This window comes from Arthrobacter sp. ES3-54, from assembly GCF_029504395.1.
Lineage (GTDB): Bacteria > Actinomycetota > Actinomycetes > Actinomycetales > Micrococcaceae > Arthrobacter.
Map to the genome: position 1 here is coordinate 1 of NZ_JAQFIF010000016.1, position 16,655 is coordinate 16,655.

16 protein-coding genes and 1 pseudogene are annotated in these 16,655 nt (G+C 67.3%); 8 read left to right on the forward strand and 9 right to left on the reverse strand.

Features of this window, described 5'->3' with window-relative positions; all coding sequences use genetic code 11:
- The first annotated feature begins 183 nt into the window (after positions 1–183).
- Entirely contained in the window at positions 184–915 is a 732-nt protein-coding gene (locus M2428_RS19135) for a TetR family transcriptional regulator (protein ID WP_277527548.1), read from the forward strand.
- Positions 912–2,636 (forward strand): MDR family MFS transporter, encoded by a 1,725-nt coding sequence (locus tag M2428_RS19140; protein WP_277527549.1) that lies wholly within the window; start codon positions 912–914, stop codon positions 2,634–2,636. Before M2428_RS19135 ends, M2428_RS19140 begins: the two co-directional genes overlap by 4 nt.
- A 44-nt stretch (positions 2,637–2,680) precedes the next feature.
- Here M2428_RS19140 and M2428_RS19145 read toward each other — a convergent pair.
- Together M2428_RS19145 and M2428_RS19150 are read right to left on the reverse strand one after the other, a co-directional pair.
- Positions 2,681–2,869 (reverse strand): annotated as a pseudogene (locus M2428_RS19145) (NUDIX domain-containing protein); the annotation flags it as partial.
- 11 nt (positions 2,870–2,880) lie between these two features.
- Positions 2,881–3,438 carry an A24 family peptidase gene (locus M2428_RS19150; protein WP_277527550.1) on the reverse strand — a complete coding sequence of 186 codons (558 nt, stop codon included), beginning with the start codon at positions 3,436–3,438 and terminating at the stop codon, positions 2,881–2,883.
- A 58-nt stretch (positions 3,439–3,496) separates the two neighbouring features.
- Here M2428_RS19150 and M2428_RS19155 point away from each other — a divergent pair, with 58 nt between their 5' ends.
- Positions 3,497–4,327, forward strand: a complete 831-nt coding sequence (locus tag M2428_RS19155; RefSeq protein ID WP_277527551.1) for a hypothetical protein — start codon at positions 3,497–3,499, stop codon at positions 4,325–4,327.
- 47 nt (positions 4,328–4,374) lie between these two features.
- Complete coding sequence (locus M2428_RS19160) at positions 4,375–5,025, forward strand: GNAT family protein (protein ID WP_277527552.1); 651 nt, start codon at positions 4,375–4,377, stop codon at positions 5,023–5,025.
- A gap of 498 nt (positions 5,026–5,523) precedes the next feature.
- Here the strand turns inward: M2428_RS19160 and M2428_RS19165 are convergent, their stop codons facing one another.
- Together M2428_RS19165 and M2428_RS19170 are read right to left on the reverse strand one after the other, a co-directional pair.
- A complete protein-coding gene (locus M2428_RS19165) occupies positions 5,524–6,963 on the reverse strand; it encodes a PhoH family protein (RefSeq protein ID WP_277527553.1) in 1,440 nt (479 codons plus the stop codon).
- A gap of 232 nt (positions 6,964–7,195) precedes the next feature.
- Positions 7,196–7,957 (reverse strand): isoprenyl transferase, encoded by a 762-nt coding sequence (locus M2428_RS19170; protein ID WP_277527608.1) that lies wholly within the window; start codon positions 7,955–7,957, stop codon positions 7,196–7,198.
- Between the two features lie 154 nt (positions 7,958–8,111).
- On the opposite strand from M2428_RS19170, the gene M2428_RS19175 reads away from it, so the two are divergent.
- A complete protein-coding gene (locus M2428_RS19175; RefSeq protein ID WP_277527554.1) occupies positions 8,112–8,828 on the forward strand; it encodes a hemolysin III family protein in 717 nt (238 codons plus the stop codon).
- A 249-nt stretch (positions 8,829–9,077) separates the two neighbouring features.
- Here the strand turns inward: M2428_RS19175 and M2428_RS19180 are convergent, their stop codons facing one another.
- From M2428_RS19180 to mca, 4 genes are all read right to left on the reverse strand, one after another.
- Positions 9,078–9,743, reverse strand: coding sequence for an HAD family hydrolase (locus M2428_RS19180; protein WP_277527555.1), 666 nt, complete (start codon positions 9,741–9,743; stop codon positions 9,078–9,080).
- Positions 9,740–11,986 carry a thioredoxin domain-containing protein gene (locus tag M2428_RS19185; RefSeq protein ID WP_277527556.1) on the reverse strand — a complete coding sequence of 749 codons (2,247 nt, stop codon included), beginning with the start codon at positions 11,984–11,986 and terminating at the stop codon, positions 9,740–9,742. Before M2428_RS19185 ends, M2428_RS19180 begins: the two co-directional genes overlap by 4 nt.
- Positions 11,964–12,329: a hypothetical protein gene (locus M2428_RS19190; RefSeq protein WP_277527557.1), complete on the reverse strand. Its 366-nt coding sequence runs from the start codon at positions 12,327–12,329 to the stop codon at positions 11,964–11,966. Before M2428_RS19190 ends, M2428_RS19185 begins: the two co-directional genes overlap by 23 nt.
- A 90-nt stretch (positions 12,330–12,419) precedes the next feature.
- A complete protein-coding gene (mca, locus tag M2428_RS19195) occupies positions 12,420–13,325 on the reverse strand; it encodes a mycothiol conjugate amidase Mca (protein WP_277527558.1) in 906 nt (301 codons plus the stop codon).
- A gap of 108 nt (positions 13,326–13,433) precedes the next feature.
- On the opposite strand from mca, the gene M2428_RS19200 reads away from it, so the two are divergent.
- The 3 genes from M2428_RS19200 (at position 13,434) to greA (ending at position 15,831) form a co-directional block, all read left to right on the forward strand.
- Positions 13,434–13,886: a DUF4307 domain-containing protein gene (locus M2428_RS19200; RefSeq protein WP_277527559.1), complete on the forward strand. Its 453-nt coding sequence runs from the start codon at positions 13,434–13,436 to the stop codon at positions 13,884–13,886.
- A gap of 253 nt (positions 13,887–14,139) precedes the next feature.
- Positions 14,140–15,078 carry an alkaline phosphatase family protein gene (locus M2428_RS19205; protein WP_277527560.1) on the forward strand — a complete coding sequence of 313 codons (939 nt, stop codon included), beginning with the start codon at positions 14,140–14,142 and terminating at the stop codon, positions 15,076–15,078.
- Positions 15,079–15,336: 258 nt separating this feature from the next.
- Positions 15,337–15,831, forward strand: coding sequence for a transcription elongation factor GreA (gene greA / locus M2428_RS19210; protein ID WP_229992877.1), 495 nt, complete (start codon positions 15,337–15,339; stop codon positions 15,829–15,831).
- 194 nt (positions 15,832–16,025) lie between these two features.
- On the opposite strand, the gene M2428_RS19215 is transcribed toward greA, so the two are convergent.
- Positions 16,026–16,652 (reverse strand): rhomboid family intramembrane serine protease, encoded by a 627-nt coding sequence (locus tag M2428_RS19215; protein ID WP_277527561.1) that lies wholly within the window; start codon positions 16,650–16,652, stop codon positions 16,026–16,028.
- Positions 16,653–16,655: the final 3 nt, after the last annotated feature.

Sequence of the window (16,655 nt, forward strand, 5' to 3'; positions counted from 1 at the left end):
CTGTCCCGGCTTGAACGCGGGCTCAGCCGGGACGATGTCTTCCACCAACGCTACGAAAACTGGCTCAACGAACATTGACGCCTATAGGAGCATCAATATTGTCTGCAACGGCACAGGATTGTCCGCAAACGTCATCAGAGCCACCTTTTGCACTATTTGGTATTAAGTGCAAAAATACACTTCATGGGAAACAGTGCAATTAATGCGGTTGGACTCCGCGAGCGCAAGCGGGCCGCAACACGGGCGACCATCACCGCCGTCGCGCGTTCCCTGACCGCCGAACGCGGCCTCAGCGGCTACACCGTGGAGGAAGTCTGCGAGCGGGCGGGCATCTCCCGCCGGACCTTCTTCAACTACTTCCCCGCCAAGGAAGACGCGATCCTCGGCCACGTCGACGACGACTTCCCGGAAGAGGTGGTGGCACGGTTCATGGCAGGCGGCGCGGACGCGCCCTCCGGGGAAATATCGGCCTCACTCCTGTCCGACCTCGTGCGGCTGTCCCTCGATCTCTCCGAGCGGATGAGCGCCTCCGAGGAAGAGACCCGCCAGTTGATCGGGGTGATCAAGAAGGAGCCCCAGCTAATGCTCCGGATCATCGGCGCCACCGAGGAACGCGAGGGGGAGTTCGCCCGGCTGCTCGCGGCCAGGGAAGGCGTCGCTGCCGACCATCCAGTGGTCCGCATGGCCGTGGTCCTCTTGGGAAACGTCGCCAGGAAAACCAGCGCCGACTACTTCTCGGAAGGCAACACCCGCCCGTACAAGGACATGTTGCTGGAAAACATTGCGGCCGCCCGCACGCTCTTCTCCCTGCCGTTCACCACGTCCCACTTCGACACAGCCCACCCCGGCACTGCCCAGTCCGGCACAGCCCACTCCGGCACTGCCCCGTCCAGCCCTTCCGAAGGAGCGCAATGAGCGCCGCCGTCAGCACCAAGCCAGCAGCCGAGCCGCTGCTGCTGACCCAGAAACGCATCTGGATCATCTTCTCCGCCCTCATCGCGGGCATGCTGCTCTCCAGTCTTGACCAGACCATCGTGTCCACCGCCATGCCCACAATCGTCGGCAAGCTCGGCGGCGTGGAGCACCAGGCCTGGATCACCACGGCCTACCTCCTGGCTACCACCATCGTCATGCCGATCTACGGAAAGTTCGGCGACATCCTGGGGCGCCGGAACCTGTTCCTCATCGCCATCGGGCTCTTCACCCTCGCCTCCGTCGGCTGCGCCCTCGCCACCGACTTCTGGGGCTTCGTGATCTTCCGCGCCGTCCAGGGCCTGGGCGGCGGCGGCCTGATGATCCTGTCCCAGGCCATCATCGCCGACATCGTTCCGGCCAAGGAACGCGGCAAGTACATGGGCCCGCTGGGTGCCATCTTCGGCCTCTCCGCCGTCGCCGGGCCCCTGCTGGGCGGTTTCTTCGTGGACCACCTGACCTGGGAATGGGCCTTCTACATCAACATCCCGATCGGCATCGCCGCGTTCACCATTGCCTGGTTCACCCTGACGCTGCCGAACAAGAAGGCCGAGAAGCGAATCGACATCCTGGGCGTGCTGCTGCTCTCCGCGGCCACCACCTGCCTGATTTTCTTCACCGACTTCGGCGGCAAGAAAGACGAAGGCTGGGATTCGCCGCTGACGTGGGCCTTCGGCGCCGGGCTGGTGCTCGCCGCCACCGCCTTCGTCCTGGTGGAGCGCCGGGCCGAGGACCCCATCATTCCGCTGAGCCTGTTCAAGAACCGCATCTTCGTGAACTCCACCGCCATCGGCTTCACCCTGGGCCTGGGCATGTTCGCGGCAATCGCCTTCGTCCCGACCTTCCTGCAGATGTCCTCCGGAACCTCGGCCGCGGAATCCGGCCTGCTGATGCTGCCCATGATGGTGGGGCTCATGGGCATGGCCATCTTCTCCGGCATCCGCATCTCCAAGACCGGCAAGTACAAGCTGTTCCCGGTCCTCGGGGCCACCCTGACCATCGCGGCAATGCTGTGGCTGACCACACTGACGGCCGCCACCCCCATCTGGGTCGTCTGCGTGCAGCTGTTCATCTTCGGCGCCGGCCTGGGTTCGATCATGCAGGTGATCGTCCTGGTGGTGCAGAACTCCGTGCCGGCGGACCAAATCGGCACGGCGACCAGCACCAACAACTACTTCCGTGAGGTCGGCGCGTCGCTCGGCGTCGCGGTCTTCGGTTCCATCTTCACCACCCGGCTCTCCGAATCCCTGACCAACGCCTTCACCGGCGCCGGCGCGTCCGCCGAGCAGGCGTCGCAGTCTACCCGGACGATGGACCCGCAGATGCTCAGCCAGCTCCCGGCGCAGCTCAAGGACGCGATCGTCAACGCCTACGCGGATTCGCTGGCCCCCGTCTTCTGGTACCTGCTGCCGTTCCTGGGCATCGCCCTGATCCTGGCTCTGACCCTCAAGCAGATCCCGCTCTCGGACACCGCCGGCATGGTGGCCCGTGGAGAAGCTGTGGGCGGCGAGGAAGCCGAACGGCTCGAGGCGGAACGGGCGGCAGCCCGCCACGCCGCCGACAGCTCGGACCACCCGAACCGTGACGAGCCGGAAGTGCCTGCCGCGCACAGCAATGCCGGCGAGCCCATTCACGACGACGAGCTCACCCGCCCGCGCCGCTGACGGCCCGGACTCGGCCCAGCCGCCTGCGCCGCCGCCAGCGAGTGCAGGCCCGGCGCGGGGTCCTCGCCGGGTTCCAGTATCCCGGTGATCAGGCCCCATTGCCGGTTATCGGCGCGCTGGCCGAGCAGGACTCTGCCGGCGTCGTCGAACACCACTCCCGTGACGCCGGGCAGCCAGAGGGCCTCGTGTCCGATCTTCTCGCGCAGTCTCAGGATAAAGTCCGGCGTGGCCATGCCGTGGCCGCCTAACCGGCCGGAATCAGCAGCATGGCGGCCGTCGTTCCGGCCAGCATGAACGGCCCGAAGGGAATGGCCGACTGCAGATTGCCGCGCCGTGCGGCGAGCAATCCGAGGCTCCACAGTCCGCCAAGGACGAACGCGGCAAAGGTCCCGGCCATGACGTGCCCCCAGCCCAGGAATCCCAGGTACATCCCCAGGACGCCCGCGAGCTTCACGTCGCCGAACCCCATTCCCGGCGGATACACCGCATGCAGGAGGAAGTAGAAGAGCCAGAGGGCCGCCCCGCCCGCGAGGACACGCAGCCCCGGTACGCCGAACACCCCTGCGTCCGCCGTGCCGGCAAGGTCCTGGCCGCCGGGAAGGAGCTGGCTGGCGGTAGCGCCCAGCAGGAGGAATCCGGCGATGGCATAGGAAGGAAACACGATCCTGTCCGGGAGCAGGTGGTGCCGGACGTCGATGACCGTGAGCCGGACCGCCATCACGAAGAAATAGGCGCACGCGGCCAAGGCAAGCCAGAAGGCCAGCGGGTTGGCGGTGCCCAGGGTGCCGAGTCGTTCGATCACTCTCGGATGCTACTGGATATTCGTCCGGCCCGGCGGTCCCCGCGCGTAAACTGTGGATATGGCCGCATGGGACAGCACGAACCGGCGTGGGCCGGTCGCGCCACGCGGTCCGGCGGATCAGGCTGCGGCCTTCCGCAATCTGTGCCGGTCCTCGCCGTGGAAGTGGCAGTCGCTGAGGTTTGAGTACCTGGACCGGCCGCTCACGGCGTCCGCGGGTTCCCCGACGGCGGCCGACTCCCCCGACGACCTCGTTCGAGGGTGGCTGCGAAGGCCGGGGGCGTTGCGGCTGGAAACCGCCGGCGGACTGGTGATCGGGAGCACCACCGGCATCAATGATTCACGCGGCGACTTGTATATCAGTTCCACGAGGAAGACCTGGCTCCTGCCGCCGCACTTGGTCACACCGGTGTACGACGACGACGGGCTGGTGCGCCGCCGCCCGGAGGCAGCCTACGGCGAGCCGTCGTTCGGAAACGGCCGGTTCGCCGCCGTCCTGGACCCGGTGGAGCTCGCCGGGAATGCCCCGGTCCCGCTGGAGTTCCCCAACTCCAACGCCGTGGAGCTTGGCCCCATCACGGAAGTTGACCACGAGGGCCGGCCGGCCCTCGAAACCACGGTCAGCCCGAACCTCTCGTACCGTTCCGCCGATCCCGGAGCCCCGCTCTGCCGGCCCGGACGCACGCTGCTGAGGATTGACGCCGGCACGGGCGTCTGCGTTGCCAGCCGCTGGCTGGACGCACCCGGGGCCGGCAAAGAGCAGAACGGCTACGGCCACTGGCTGAGGATCCTGGGCGTCGACGAATACATGCTCGATGACCTGTTCCTCGCCGAATCGATGAACCTCACAGACGTCCGTCGCCACATCAGCTGGGACGTCCCTGCGGAATAGCCGGTCTGTGACTGGCATCCGCTCGCCGCTACCGTTAGGCTTCGCCGATGACTGAACCCGCCGGCTACTGGCCCCCTTTCGGCCTGACCCTGACCACGCCGCATCTTGAGCTGCGTCCCATCCGCGACGAGGAGATTCCCGCCGCGGTCGAGGCCGCCCTGAGCGGCGTGCATGAGCCGGGCCGGAACCCGTTCAGCAACCCCTGGACCGAAATCCCGGCCAACGAGCTCGGAGCCAACATGGCGCAGTGGTACTGGCGGTGCCGCGGCAGCATGAGCCCCCAGGACTGGACTCTCCTGCTCGGCATCTGGCACAAGGACGAATTCGTCGGCTGCCAGGACATCGCAGCCAAGGACTTCACCACGCTCAAGACCGTCACCACGGGCTCCTGGCTCCGCCAGAGCGTCCAAGGCCGCGGCCTCGGCAAGGAGATGCGCGCCGCCGTCGCACTCTATGCCTTCGACTGGCTCGGCGCAGAGGTGGCGGAATCAGAGGCCGCCATCTGGAACCAGCAGTCCCTGGGCGTCTCACGCTCCCTCGGCTACGAGCTCAACGGCGTCACCCGCGCCGTCTGGGGCGGCAAGGCCCAGGAGGTCCAAAACGTCCGCCTCACCCCCGCCACCTTCAAACGCCCCGACTGGAATCTGCAGGTAAAGGGCCACGAACCCACAGCGAAGTACCTAGGCATCCAGAAATAGCCACAGCGGTGCTTCGGCGTGCCGCCATCCATTAGAAACCGCCCCTTCGCTGGGTTGCCGTGGTTGGGTTTGCGGTGCTGCGGCGTCCCGCCGTCGCTTAGACACCTCCCGTCGCTACGCTGCGGTCGCTGGGCGACCTTCGCTTCGCTTTGGTCGGCGATGCGCTCCTTTGCGGAACACCGCAGCCCCGCGGAGGTGAGACGCTCACCAACCAAGAGGCAGTCTTTCGTATGGTGGGACGCTCAACAGCCGGGGCACGGTCTTTCGCAAAGGAGCGCATCGCGGCGCATCGGACCCCGGAGGTCGCCCAGCGACCGCAGTGGGTCCCATGCGACGTGTCTAAGCGACGGCGAAAGGCCGTGTCCCGGCGAACCCAACCACGGCACCCCAACAACAACGAAAGGCCGTGTCCGGGCGAACCCAACAACGGCGAAGCCAGCAACAGCGAAGGGCCGTGGCCCGGCAAACCGGACCACGGCCCCCCCAACCGGGACGAGCCTAGATCTCCGCCCCCTCCAGCAACTCCGTCACCAAGGCCGCGATCGGCGAGCGCTCCGAGCGGGTGAGCGTGATGTGGCCGAACAGCGGGTGCCCCTTCAGCGTCTCGACGACGGCCGCCACGCCGTCGTGCCGTCCGACCCGCAGGTTGTCCCGCTGGGCGACGTCGTGCGTGAGGACAATCTTGGAGTTCTGGCCGATCCGGCTCATCACCGTCAGCAGCACATTCTTCTCCAGCGACTGCGCCTCATCGACGATCACGAATGCGTCGTGCAGAGATCGTCCGCGGATGTGGGTCAGCGGCATGACCTCCAGCATGCCCCGGTCCATCACTTCCTCCACGACCTCCTGGCTGACCAGTGCGCCCAGGGTGTCAAAGACGGCCTGCGCCCAGGGGTTCATTTTTTCCGCTTCGGAGCCGGGCAGGTAGCCCAGTTCCTGGCCGCCCACCGCGTACAGGGGCCGGAAGACGATCACCTTGCGGTGCTCCCGGCGCTCCAGGACGGCTTCGAGCCCGGCGCACAGGGCCAGCGCGGACTTGCCCGTGCCGGCGCGGCCGCCGAGGGACACGATGCCGACCGACGGGTCCATCAGGAGGTCGATCGCCAGCCGCTGCTCGGCCGAGCGCCCGTGGAGTCCGAAAACATCCCGGTCGCCCTTCACGAGCCGGACCTGCTTGTCCGCCCCGACCCGGCCGAGGGCCGAGCCGCGGCTGGAAAGCAGGACCAGCCCCGTGTTGGTCGGCATCTCGGCCGCGGCCGGGATGAAGACCGGCTCGTGCCCGTACAGGGTCGCCACCTCGTCCTCGCCCGCGTCAAGCTCCGCGACGCCGGTCCAGCCGGAGTCCTTGACGAGTTCATTGCGGTATTCGTCGGCCAGCAGCCCCATGGCGGAGGCCTTGACGCGCATCGGCAGGTCCTTGGACACCACTGTCACGTCGCGGCCCGCGTTGGCCAGGTTTTTGGCCACCGCGAGGATGCGGCTGTCGTTGTCCACCCCGCGGAAGCCGGCCGGCAGCACCTCGGCGGAGATGTGGTTCAGCTCCACCATGAGTGTGCCGCCGTCGGCGCCGAGCGGGATGGGACGGTCCAGGCCGCCGTGCTCAAGCCGCAGGTCATCGAGCAGCCGGAGCGCCTTGCGCGCGAAGTAGCCCAGCTCCGGGTCGTGACGCTTTCCTTCGAGTTCGGTGATGACGACGATCGGCAGGATGACCTCGTGCTCGGCGAAGCGCAGGAGGGCCCGCGGATCGGAGAGCAGCACGGAGGTATCGATCACGAAACTGCGGGCCGTGCCTAGGTTCTCTGTTCCTTCCCCGGAAACAGCAAGACCGGCCGCAGCGGAATCCGCTGCACCGGTCTTTGAGGTGGCTCGCTTGGCGCGAGAGGTAGCTTTCTGTCCCTGGTCGGTAACGACGTCGGGCAGTTGCTCAGAATTAGCCACATCGACTCCAGCCCCGGGGCTATGCCCGGATTTGTTATTGGTGAGGCGGCTCGGCCTGGAGGCCGGACGCGGCCTCCCATACACCCGGTGCGAAAATCCGCTCCATGTACTGGCCTCCCCGATCGGCCGGCGAGTTGCTGCCGATGGGATAAAGGTAAGTCTCCGGGGGCGGGTTTGTCTGTCTATTTGTCGGCGATTCTTGTTGCCGTCGTGTGAACTCCGTGTGAACGGCTCAGGCGCCGAAGCGGCGCTGCCTGCCGGCGTAATCGCGCAGGGCGCGCAGGAAGTCGACCTTGCGGAACGCCGGCCACAAGGCCTCGCAGAAGTAGAACTCACTGTACGCGCTTTGCCACATGAGGAACCCGGAAAGCCGCTGCTCTCCGGAGGTCCGTATCACCAGGTCAGGGTCCGGCTGGCCGCGGGTGTAGAGGAACCGCGAGATGTCATCCACGGTGAGGTCATCGGCCAGTTTTCCGATGTCCGCGTCCCGGGCGACGGCGTCGTGCAGCAGTTCCCGTACGGCGTCGACAATCTCCCGCCGCCCGCCGTAGCCGACGGCGACATTGACGTGCAGCCTTTCGTGCGCGGGCGTGCGCGCCGTAAGGTTGTTCAGCCGCTCGGCGAGGTAGTCCGGCAGCAGTTCGGGGGCGCCCATGGCGTGCACCGAGATGTCGGCGTCCTCATCCAGCCGGTCCAGGGTGTTGGCGATGATACCCATCAGGAGGTCGAGTTCCTCGCCGGAGCGGTTCATGTTGTCAGTGGAGAGCATGTACAAGGTGACCACTTTGATGCCCAGTTCCTGGCACCAGCCGAGGAATTCATGGATCTTGTCCGCGCCGGCCTGGTGTCCCTGACTTGTGGGGGCGTTGAACTGGCGGGCCCAGCGCCGGTTCCCGTCGACCATGACGCCGACATGCCGGGGGATCCGTTCCGGATCAAGGGAGCGCTGCAGTTTGCGCTCGTAAAAGCCGTAGAGGAGCCCGGGCATTTCCATCCGGAGGTTCACCTGGCTTCCTTGAGGTACTTGTTCAGTGCACATTCTAGGCTACCTGCCGGAGGGCCTTGGCGGGTGCAGGTCCGCCTCCGGACAGCCCCGGGACGCTAGTTACCCGCCGGTAACTTACTAGGGCGTACGTTATTATTGCGGGATGGAAAGCAACAGTCTTGAGCCCCTGCCGGAGCCTCCGGCGAAACGGGGAACCCCGGTGGATGACGCCGCGGTGAGGCTTGCCGAACTGCTGATGATCAAGCCCAAATGGCGGGGATGGATCCACACCGTCACCGCCCCGATGGCTTTGGTCGCCGGGCTGGTGCTGGTGATCCTGGCCCCGCCGGACCTGAAGATTGCCTGCGCTGTCTATGCCGTCACCGGGGTCCTGCTGTTCGGCGTCAGCGCCGTCTACCACCGCGGGAACTGGTCACCGCGCGTCAAGATCGTCCTGAAGCGGCTGGACCACACGAACATCATGCTAGTGATCGCCGGAAGCTACACGCCGCTCGCCTTGGCCCTGCTGGACCGTCAGCAGGCCGAACTGCTGCTGTGGGTGATCTGGTCCGGTGCCATCCTCGGCGTGCTGTTCCGTCTGCTGTGGACCGACGCCCCGCGGTGGCTCTACGTTCCGATCTACATCGCCCTGGGCTGCGGGTCGCTGTTTTACCTTCCGGATTTCTTCGCCGCCAATGTTGCCTCGGCGGTGCTGATCTGCGTCGGGGGCGTCCTGTACATCACCGGGGCCGTCTTCTATGCGCTGAAGAAGCCGAACATCAGCTACCAGCATTTCGGCTTCCACGAACTGTTCCATGCCCTGACGGTTTTCGCCTTCGCCGCGCACTACATCGCCATTGCCATCGCGGTGCTGGGCTGACGCCTCGGCTTAGCCGGGCAAGCGGCCGACGCTCACCGAAGTCCGCAAGGCCCTCGACCACCGCTGCTCCCCCGGCCCGGACTGCCCGGTCCGCCGCCTGCCCGCCTGCCCGCCTGCCCGCCTGCCCGCCTGCCCGCGCAGATTCTCCCCACCTTTGAGACAGCGACGCAGCGACTCACCGGCGGTTCCGCCCGACCCGCCGGGCGTCTACCTCAAAGGTGGGGAATTTCCGGCGTCGGGGCCCGCGCCTCAGCCGGGCCGCCCTGCCGCGATGAGCTCGGGGAGCTGCCGCATGTCTGAAAAGACGGTGGTCCCGGGACCGGCCAGGCGCGCGGCCGGGGTGACACCCCCGGCGTACGCGAAGACGTGCATTCCGGCCGCCCGGGCTGCCTGGACGCCGTAGGCACTGTCCTCGACGACGGCGCACCGCTCGGGCGCGGTATTGAGGCTTGCGGCGGCGTGGAGGAACAGGTCCGGCGCCGGTTTGCCGTTGGCGACCTCCGTGGCGCTGTAGATGCGGCCTTGGAAGCGGGGCAGCAGCCCGGTCTTGCCCAGGGTCCGGTGCATCTTTTCGTGGCTGCCGCTGGAGGCGACACAGTGCGGCAGGGACAGCCGGTCCAGGGCTTCCTCGATGCCGTCGACAGCTTCGAGGTCGCGCTCAAACGCCTTCTGGTACCAGCGCCCGTAGTCCCGGTCCCAGCCGTCGGCAAGCCGGATACCAAGCTGTTGTTCAACGGCACCGACAAAGTGCGCCTCGGACTTTCCAACGAACCGTTCCACGATTTCGTCGAGTTCGAGTTCCCAGCCGAGATCTGCCAGCACGCGCTGGTCCACCCGGATGGAAATCACCTCGGAATCAACCAGCACACCGTCGCAATCGAACACCACCAGCCCAAAGCCGTCCTGACCAGTCATGAGGACATCGTAGCCAGCCGCGCACGTATCCCTTCGACGGAAGCCGTCGGCAGGTCACAGACCATGCCGCGGCACAGGAACACCTGCGGGGCGCCGTCCGGGCCCGCGCCCCGGCCCCTCAGCAGCGGCACTGGCCGGGAGGCGGCGGCGTCCTGGACCGCCACCACCAGCCCGGGGCTGGCCGAGAGCAGCAGCTCCCGGTGCAGCGCGGCCCGTTCCGGCGTGTCCGGCCCGGCGACGGCGGCCTCGACCGGACCGGCGAGGGCGGCCTGGCCGGTCGCAAGCAGCCAACCGGCAGCGCGGGGCGCCCGGACCGCGAGTGGAGGCAGCAGCAGGGCGAGGATGTTGGCCGCGAGGGTGCGGTGTTCGGAGGAACCGGACAGGGCCGAGTGGGTCACCAGGGCACCGGCCAGCGCGGCGGCGCCGCTGGGGGCGGCACTGTCGAACAGCTCCAGACTGTCCCGGCCGCCCTGGGCGGCCGTGACCTGCGCCGACTCCCCCGCCGCGTCCTTCAGGCTGCCGTCGGCTGCGAACCGCCCGCAGGCGGCGTCCAGGATGGCCTCGGCCAGCTCATACCAGCGGGTGCGTCCGGTAACCGCGTAGAGCGCGAACAGTCCCTCGGCGCAGAAGGCATAGTCCTCCAGCAAGCCGCCGATTCCGCGCGCCGCTCCGTCGTGGGAGACGCGCATGAGCCTGCCGGGGCCATCCTCCGGCCGCCAGTGCACGCGCTCAAGGTAGGCCGCGATCCGTTCCGCGGCGTCCACCAGCTCAGGACGCGCCAGGACGGCACCGGCGTCGGCGAGGGCCGCGACGGCCAGCCCGTTCCAGCCGGCCACCACCTTGTCATCCCGGCCGGGCTGGGGCCGCCCGCTGCGCGCCTGCGCCAGCTGCGGGCGCACCCGCTGCCACAGCGCCGCGTCCCCGCCGGTTATCTCCTGGCCCGGATGCAGCGGCGAACCGTCGGCGCCCACGCTCCCGGGCGTGCGGACCTTCATGAGGGCCGCCACGGCGGCACCGTCGGCCGGGCCCAGGAGCGACTCGAGCTCCCCGGGAGTCCACAGGTAGCTGGCGCCCTCGGTGTGTACGCCGTCGACGACCGTATCGGCGTCCAACGACGAGGCCAGGGCGACAACGCCGGTGTCCGGGCCTGTCGCCTGATCAGGCGCCAGCCCGAGGCGGGACAGGAGCCAGTCGGCGGTGTGCCCGGCGATCTCTGCGGCCTCCGCCGCCGGATACTCGGGTGTGCCGCCCAACCGGGCCCAGTGGGCGTAGACGCGCAGCAACTGTGCGTTGTCGTAGAGCATTTTCTCGAAATGCGGAACGGACCAGTCACGGGTCACCGAATACCGGGCGAAGCCGCCGTCGAGCTGGTCGAACAACGCCGAGCGGGACATCGCCGCGAGGGTCCGCCCGGCCATATCGCGGGCCGCGGCGGCGGTGTCCGGGGCGGCGGTGTCCGGGGCGGCGGCGTCAGAGCCTGCGGTGCCAGAGCCGGCGGCCTCCGCGGCCGCCGGCGGTACGGCGGCGTGCCGGATCAGGAATTCGAGCACGGCCGACGGCGGGAACTTCGGTGCGCCGCCGAAACCGCCGTGGGCCTCGTCCTCTGACTCGGACAGAGCCGCAACGGCTTCGCCAAGGAGCGCTGCGTCCAGGGGCTCGGGCGGCCCGTCGAGGCGCAGGGCGGCGGCTGGCTGGGACGCGGCGATGCCGCGCGCCAGGGTGGCCGCGGTGGCCTCGACGGCGCCGCGGCGTTCCGTCCAGGCCTCGCTTACGGCCTCAAGGACCTGCCGAAAGGATGGACGGCCCGGCATGGGCCGGGGCGGGAAGTACGTGCCGGCATGGAAGGGCCGGCCGTCGGGCAGGAGGAAGACGGACATCGGCCAGCCGCCTTCGCCGCTGATCGCCTGCGTGGCGGCCATGTAGACGGCGTCGACGTCGGGGCGCTCTTCGCGGTCCACCTTGATGGAGACAAAATGGGCGTTTAGGTAGTCGGCGGTGTCCTGGTCCTCGAAGGATTCGTGGGCCATGACGTGGCACCAGTGGCAGGCCGCGTAGCCGATTGAGAGGAACACCGGCACGTCCCGGGCGGTCGCGGCGGCGAAGGCCGCGTCACCGAACGGCTGCCAGTGCACGGGGTTGCCGGCGTGCTGGCGCAGGTACGCAGAGGGTTCCGCTGCCAGGGCATTCGAGGCCCCGGACAGCGGGTTGGGCGGACCGCCGTCAGCGGTTTCCGGGTCCCGCATCGCCGTTGACTTCCGGCCGGGCAACCCCGCTGTCGGCCGGCAACGCCGTGCCGTCAGCTTTGAAGGCGGCGCCGTCGGCGGGGAATACGCCGCCCGGGGACCCTGCTTCCTCGGATGCTTCTTCGGCGGCCGCACGCTCGGCCTCCACCTGCGCACGGTAGCGGACCCGGCGGATACGCCGCACCATGTCCACGATCAGCAGCGCGGTCAACACCACGATGAAGGCTGTCAGCAGGAAGCCCAGCAGACCCGGGGTGACCTGGTCCTCGGACAGGCCCGGGCGCAGCGACGGCGTGGGTGTCGGCGCCGGGGTTGTTGCCAGAGCGATGAGCAAGGAATGCACGGTGAATACCTTCTGTGGAAACTGGTGTCTTTTCTACTGCGTCTTTTCTGCAACGTATTTTTCTACGCCGGATAGAAGAGCCTTTCGTCTCTATCTTAGCCCGGCGAAGAGGTCCGTTTCTGGCAGTTCCACCGGGATCCTGGACTCGATCAGGGAGTAGTCCTCCCAGGGCCAGGCCTTGCGCTGCATGGCCGCGGAGACCGCGAAGAAGAAGCCTTCCGGGTCCACCTGGGTGCTGTGGGAGCGGAGCGCATCGTCGCGGGCTTCGAAGTAATCCCCGCATTCGATCTGGGTGGTGGTGGGGTGCGTCGGCGGCGGCGGGGTGTGCCCCTCGGCGTCCGCTTCCAGCCAGGCGGCCAATCGCTCCGCATACGGCGACTGCAGGCCGGCCCCTTCCAGCGCAGAGTGGAGCGCGCGGAAGCGGTCCGGGCTGAAGGCGCGGTCGTAGTAAAGCTTGCTGGGCTCCCAGGGTTCCCCGATGCCAGGATACCGGGCGGGGTCGCCGGCGGCTGCGAAGGCCTCGACGGCCACGCGGTGCGCCATGATGTGGTCCGGGTGCGGGTAGCCGCCGTTCTCGTCATAGCTGAGGATCACGTGGGGCTTGAAGTCCCGCACCAGCCGGACCAGAGGCGCGGCCGCCCGCTCCAGCGGCTGCAGGGCGAAGCACCCGGGCGGCAGGGGCGGCAGGGGGTCGCCCTCCGGCAGGCCGGAATCGACGAAGCCGAGCCAGCGCTGCCGGATGCCGAGGACCTTCGCGGCGGTATCCATCTCGAGCCGGCGCGCCCCTGCCATGTCGCGTTTGGGGTGCGGCCGTCCCTCCATCGCGGGGTTCTGGATGTCGCCGCGGGACCCGTCCGTGCACGTGGCCACCAGGACGTCCACACCGGACGCGGCATACATCGCCATCGTGGCGGCACCCTTGCTGGATTCGTCGTCGGGATGAGCATGGACCGCCAGCAGGCGAAGCGGTGCTGACGGGCTGGGGGATGCTGTCATCGTGGGACGGCTCCTCTTTCTGCTGTTCTGCTCTGTTGGGGTGCGGCTTGATCTGTACGATCAGCCGCCGCGGAAACATCCCGGTCCGATCCACACTAAACTGGACTGGTGACTTCCGAGGATCAGCCTGCCGCGCCGGCACCTACCAGCCTAGCCAATCGTTACGGCGGCCAAAAGCGCGCGCTGACCCGCAAGGCCAAACGCAACATCCTGATCGCCGCCCTCGCGGTGGGCATTGCCTTCCTGGCCTGGGTATCGACGTCGGCGGCCACCAACAGTGTCAGCTTCAAGGACGTCGGCTACAGCACCCCCGATGCCACGCTGACGGAAATCGACTTCCAGGTCACCAAGGACCCCGCTGCGGATGCGAAATGCGCCGTCAAAGCCATGGACTCCAAGTTCGCGATCGTGGGCTGGAAGGTCGTGGACATCGGGCCTAACGCGGCCGACGTCGGCACGGACGGCGGCCGTACCACCGCCCACCGCACCCAATTGCGCACGGAATCCCAGGCGGTCTCCGCCGTCGTGGACAGCTGCTGGATTCCCGCCTCCGGACAATAATCGGACAATAGCCGCGGCACGCGGGACTCCGTGACCGAAGCCTATCGGGCCGCCCCGCTGCACGCGTCGACACGAAAGCGGGATGCGCATGAACCCCGGAAAATCTAAGGGAACCATCGGCCGGGGCGCTGTCGGCCTGTTGGGGCCGGCAGCGGCAACGGTCCTGGCAGTTTCGGGCTGCCAGCCTAGGTCAGCCGCGGGTGATCAGGCCCCCGCGATGGGCGCCCGCGCGGACCGCCCGGGGCATGTGTTTGTGATCAATCTCGAGAATCAAGGATTCGACGCGGCCTGGGGCGCTGACTCGGACGCTCCCTACCTCTCTGAGACTCTTCGCTCCAAGGGCGTGTTGCTTTCCAAGTACTACGCAATCGCCCATCACTCCACTCCCAACTACATCGCGCAGATTTCGGGGCAGGCCTCCAACCCCATGACCCGGAACGATTGCGGCACATATGTCCCGTTCGTGCCAGCGGGCACCGCCCCGCCGGGGCAGGTGAAAGGCACCGGTTGCATCTATCCCGCGTCGGTACCGACCGTCGCGGGGCAACTCAGCGCGGCCGGTAAGACTTGGAAGGGCTACATGGAAGGGATGAAGAGTCCATGCCGGCACCCTGAGACCGGGGCCGAGGACCTTAACCAGGACGCCTCACCGGATGATGAATACGCCACCCGGCATAATCCCTTTGTCTACTTCGCGGCGATCACATCCTCTCCGGATTGTCAGAAGAACGTGGTCGACTTCACTGAACTTGCCGGCGATCTTAAATCCGCAGCGACCACCCCCAACCTTTCCTACATCAGCCCCAACTTATGCAATGACGGGCATGACAGTCCGTGCGCGGACGGCAGGGAGGGAGGCCTGGTCAGCTCCGACGTCTGGTTGCAGAAACAGATACCCGCGATTTTGGACTCTCCGGCCTATAAGCAGGATGGGGTGCTTGTCATTACCTTTGATGAAGCCGACGGTGCCAACAGAGGCCCAAAGGGCGTTCCCGGAGGAACAGCCGGGGGCCGCGTCGGCGCCTTGGTGCTCTCCCCCTTCGTCCGGGGCGGCACAATATCGGACAAGACGTACAGCCACTACAGCCTTCTGGCCACGATCGAGGACATTTTCTCGCTGCCACGCCTCGCATATGCCGGCGCGCCCGGAGTCGACGGTTTTGGATCAGACGTCTTCAACTCGCGGCCATGACCAGCCCAGCGGCCCCGGGTGGCGGCGGAGGGATGGCACGGATTGCCCCGTGGCCTGCACCGGTCTGCACCGGTCCCACGGCGGACGTGCAACACGGACCTGTAACACGGTGTGATGCACGCCGCAGGGCTCTTTGGTTTATCCACAGCATTGACTACAATGGATCAATACCTTTCCCCCGCTGAGCTGGTTACTGCGTCATAAAAGTGGCCACCGTGGCGGGGTCTTTGCTTGTATGACCACCCAAAGGAGAAGTCCGTGTCTACCACCAACAGCGCAACTGCGGCTTGGCTTACCCAGGAAGCTTTTGACCGCCTGAAGGCAGAGCTGGACAACCTTTCCGGCCCCGGCCGGGCAGAAATCGTCCAGAAGATCGAAGCCGCGCGCCAGGAGGGCGACCTCAAGGAGAACGGCGGCTACCACGCCGCCAAGGAGGAGCAGGGCAAGATCGAGGCCCGCATCCGCCAGCTCACGGCCCTTCTGCGCGACGCCCACGTCGGCGAGGCACCGGCCGACGACGGCATCGTCGAGCCCGGCATGATCGTCGTGGCCAAGATTGCAGGCGACGAGGAAACCTTCCTCCTTGGCTCCCGCGAGATCGCCGGCGACTCGGATCTGGATGTCTTCAGCGAGAAGTCCCCCCTCGGCGCGGCCATAGTCGGCCACAAGGAGGGCGACAAGCTCAGCTACACCGCCCCGAACGGCAAGGACATCACGGTGGAAATCATGTCCGCCAAGCCGTACGCCGGCTGACCCCGCAACACGTTCCGTTCCGGAACACTTTCACTAAACAGCGGCGCCGGTCTCCCCTTCGCGGGGAGGCCGGCGTCGTGTTTTTGGCTAGTTAGGCGGGTCAGTTGGGCGCGACTGGCGGCCAGTTTGGTGCGAGGCCCGGCGCAGGATCTTTCGGTGTTAGTCAGCGCCCTGGATTTCAGCGCCCTGGATTTTCAGCGCCCGGCGGGCAGCGCCCCCGGGCGCCGGGTGCTCAGCAGCAGCGCCGCTGAGACGCCGCCGATCGCCCCGCCCAGGTGGGCCTGCCACGAGATGAAGCTGGCCACGGTGGGCAGGACGCCGAACAGGATGCCGCCGTAGGCCATGAACAGCACCACGGACAGCACGATCTGCCACCAGTTCCGGTTGATGAAGCCGCGGACCAGCAGGAACGCGAAGAGTCCGAACACCAGGCCCGAGGCGCCCACCGTGATGCTGGCGCCGCCGATGAGCCACACAACGAGCCCGGACGCCAGCCAGCTCGCGGCCAGGGCGGTGATGAACACCCGGTGCCCGGAAAGGAACACGAGGAACCCGAAGATGATCAGCGGGAGCGTGTTGGACATCAGGTGGGCAAGGCTGGAGTGCAGCAGCGGAAACGTCAGGATGTCCAGGACCCCGTCCAGGCTCCGCGGCCGCAGCCCGAAAGTGCGGTTCAGGGTATGGAACAGCGCGGTGTTGACGATCTCGATCAGATAGAACAACACCACGAAGGAGCCGACTACCAGCAGTCCCCGGCGGGCCCGTGCCGCGGCATTGTCCCCAACTCCCGGCGGCCCTCCCGGGGACACGTCTGTCACCATGGC

Bases quoted from the DNA above. Each gene is read 5' to 3' on its own strand.
- M2428_RS19155 (WP_277527551.1), top strand. From the start codon at position 3,497: ATGGCCGCATGGGACAGCACGAACCGGCGTGGGCCGGTCGCGCCACGC.
- M2428_RS19135 (WP_277527548.1), top strand. From the start codon at position 184: ATGGGAAACAGTGCAATTAATGCGGTTGGACTCCGCGAGCGCAAGCGG.
- M2428_RS19140 (WP_277527549.1), top strand. From the start codon at position 912: ATGAGCGCCGCCGTCAGCACCAAGCCAGCAGCCGAGCCGCTGCTGCTG.
- mca (WP_277527558.1), bottom strand. From the start codon at position 13,325: ATGACAGCATCCCCCAGCCCGTCAGCACCGCTTCGCCTGCTGGCGGTC.
- M2428_RS19160 (WP_277527552.1), top strand. From the start codon at position 4,375: ATGACTGAACCCGCCGGCTACTGGCCCCCTTTCGGCCTGACCCTGACC.
- M2428_RS19175 (WP_277527554.1), top strand. From the start codon at position 8,112: ATGGAAAGCAACAGTCTTGAGCCCCTGCCGGAGCCTCCGGCGAAACGG.
- M2428_RS19180 (WP_277527555.1), bottom strand. From the start codon at position 9,743: ATGACTGGTCAGGACGGCTTTGGGCTGGTGGTGTTCGATTGCGACGGT.
- M2428_RS19185 (WP_277527556.1), bottom strand. From the start codon at position 11,986: ATGCGGGACCCGGAAACCGCTGACGGCGGTCCGCCCAACCCGCTGTCC.
- M2428_RS19170 (WP_277527608.1), bottom strand. From the start codon at position 7,957: ATGGAAATGCCCGGGCTCCTCTACGGCTTTTACGAGCGCAAACTGCAG.
- M2428_RS19215 (WP_277527561.1), bottom strand. From the start codon at position 16,652: ATGGTGACAGACGTGTCCCCGGGAGGGCCGCCGGGAGTTGGGGACAAT.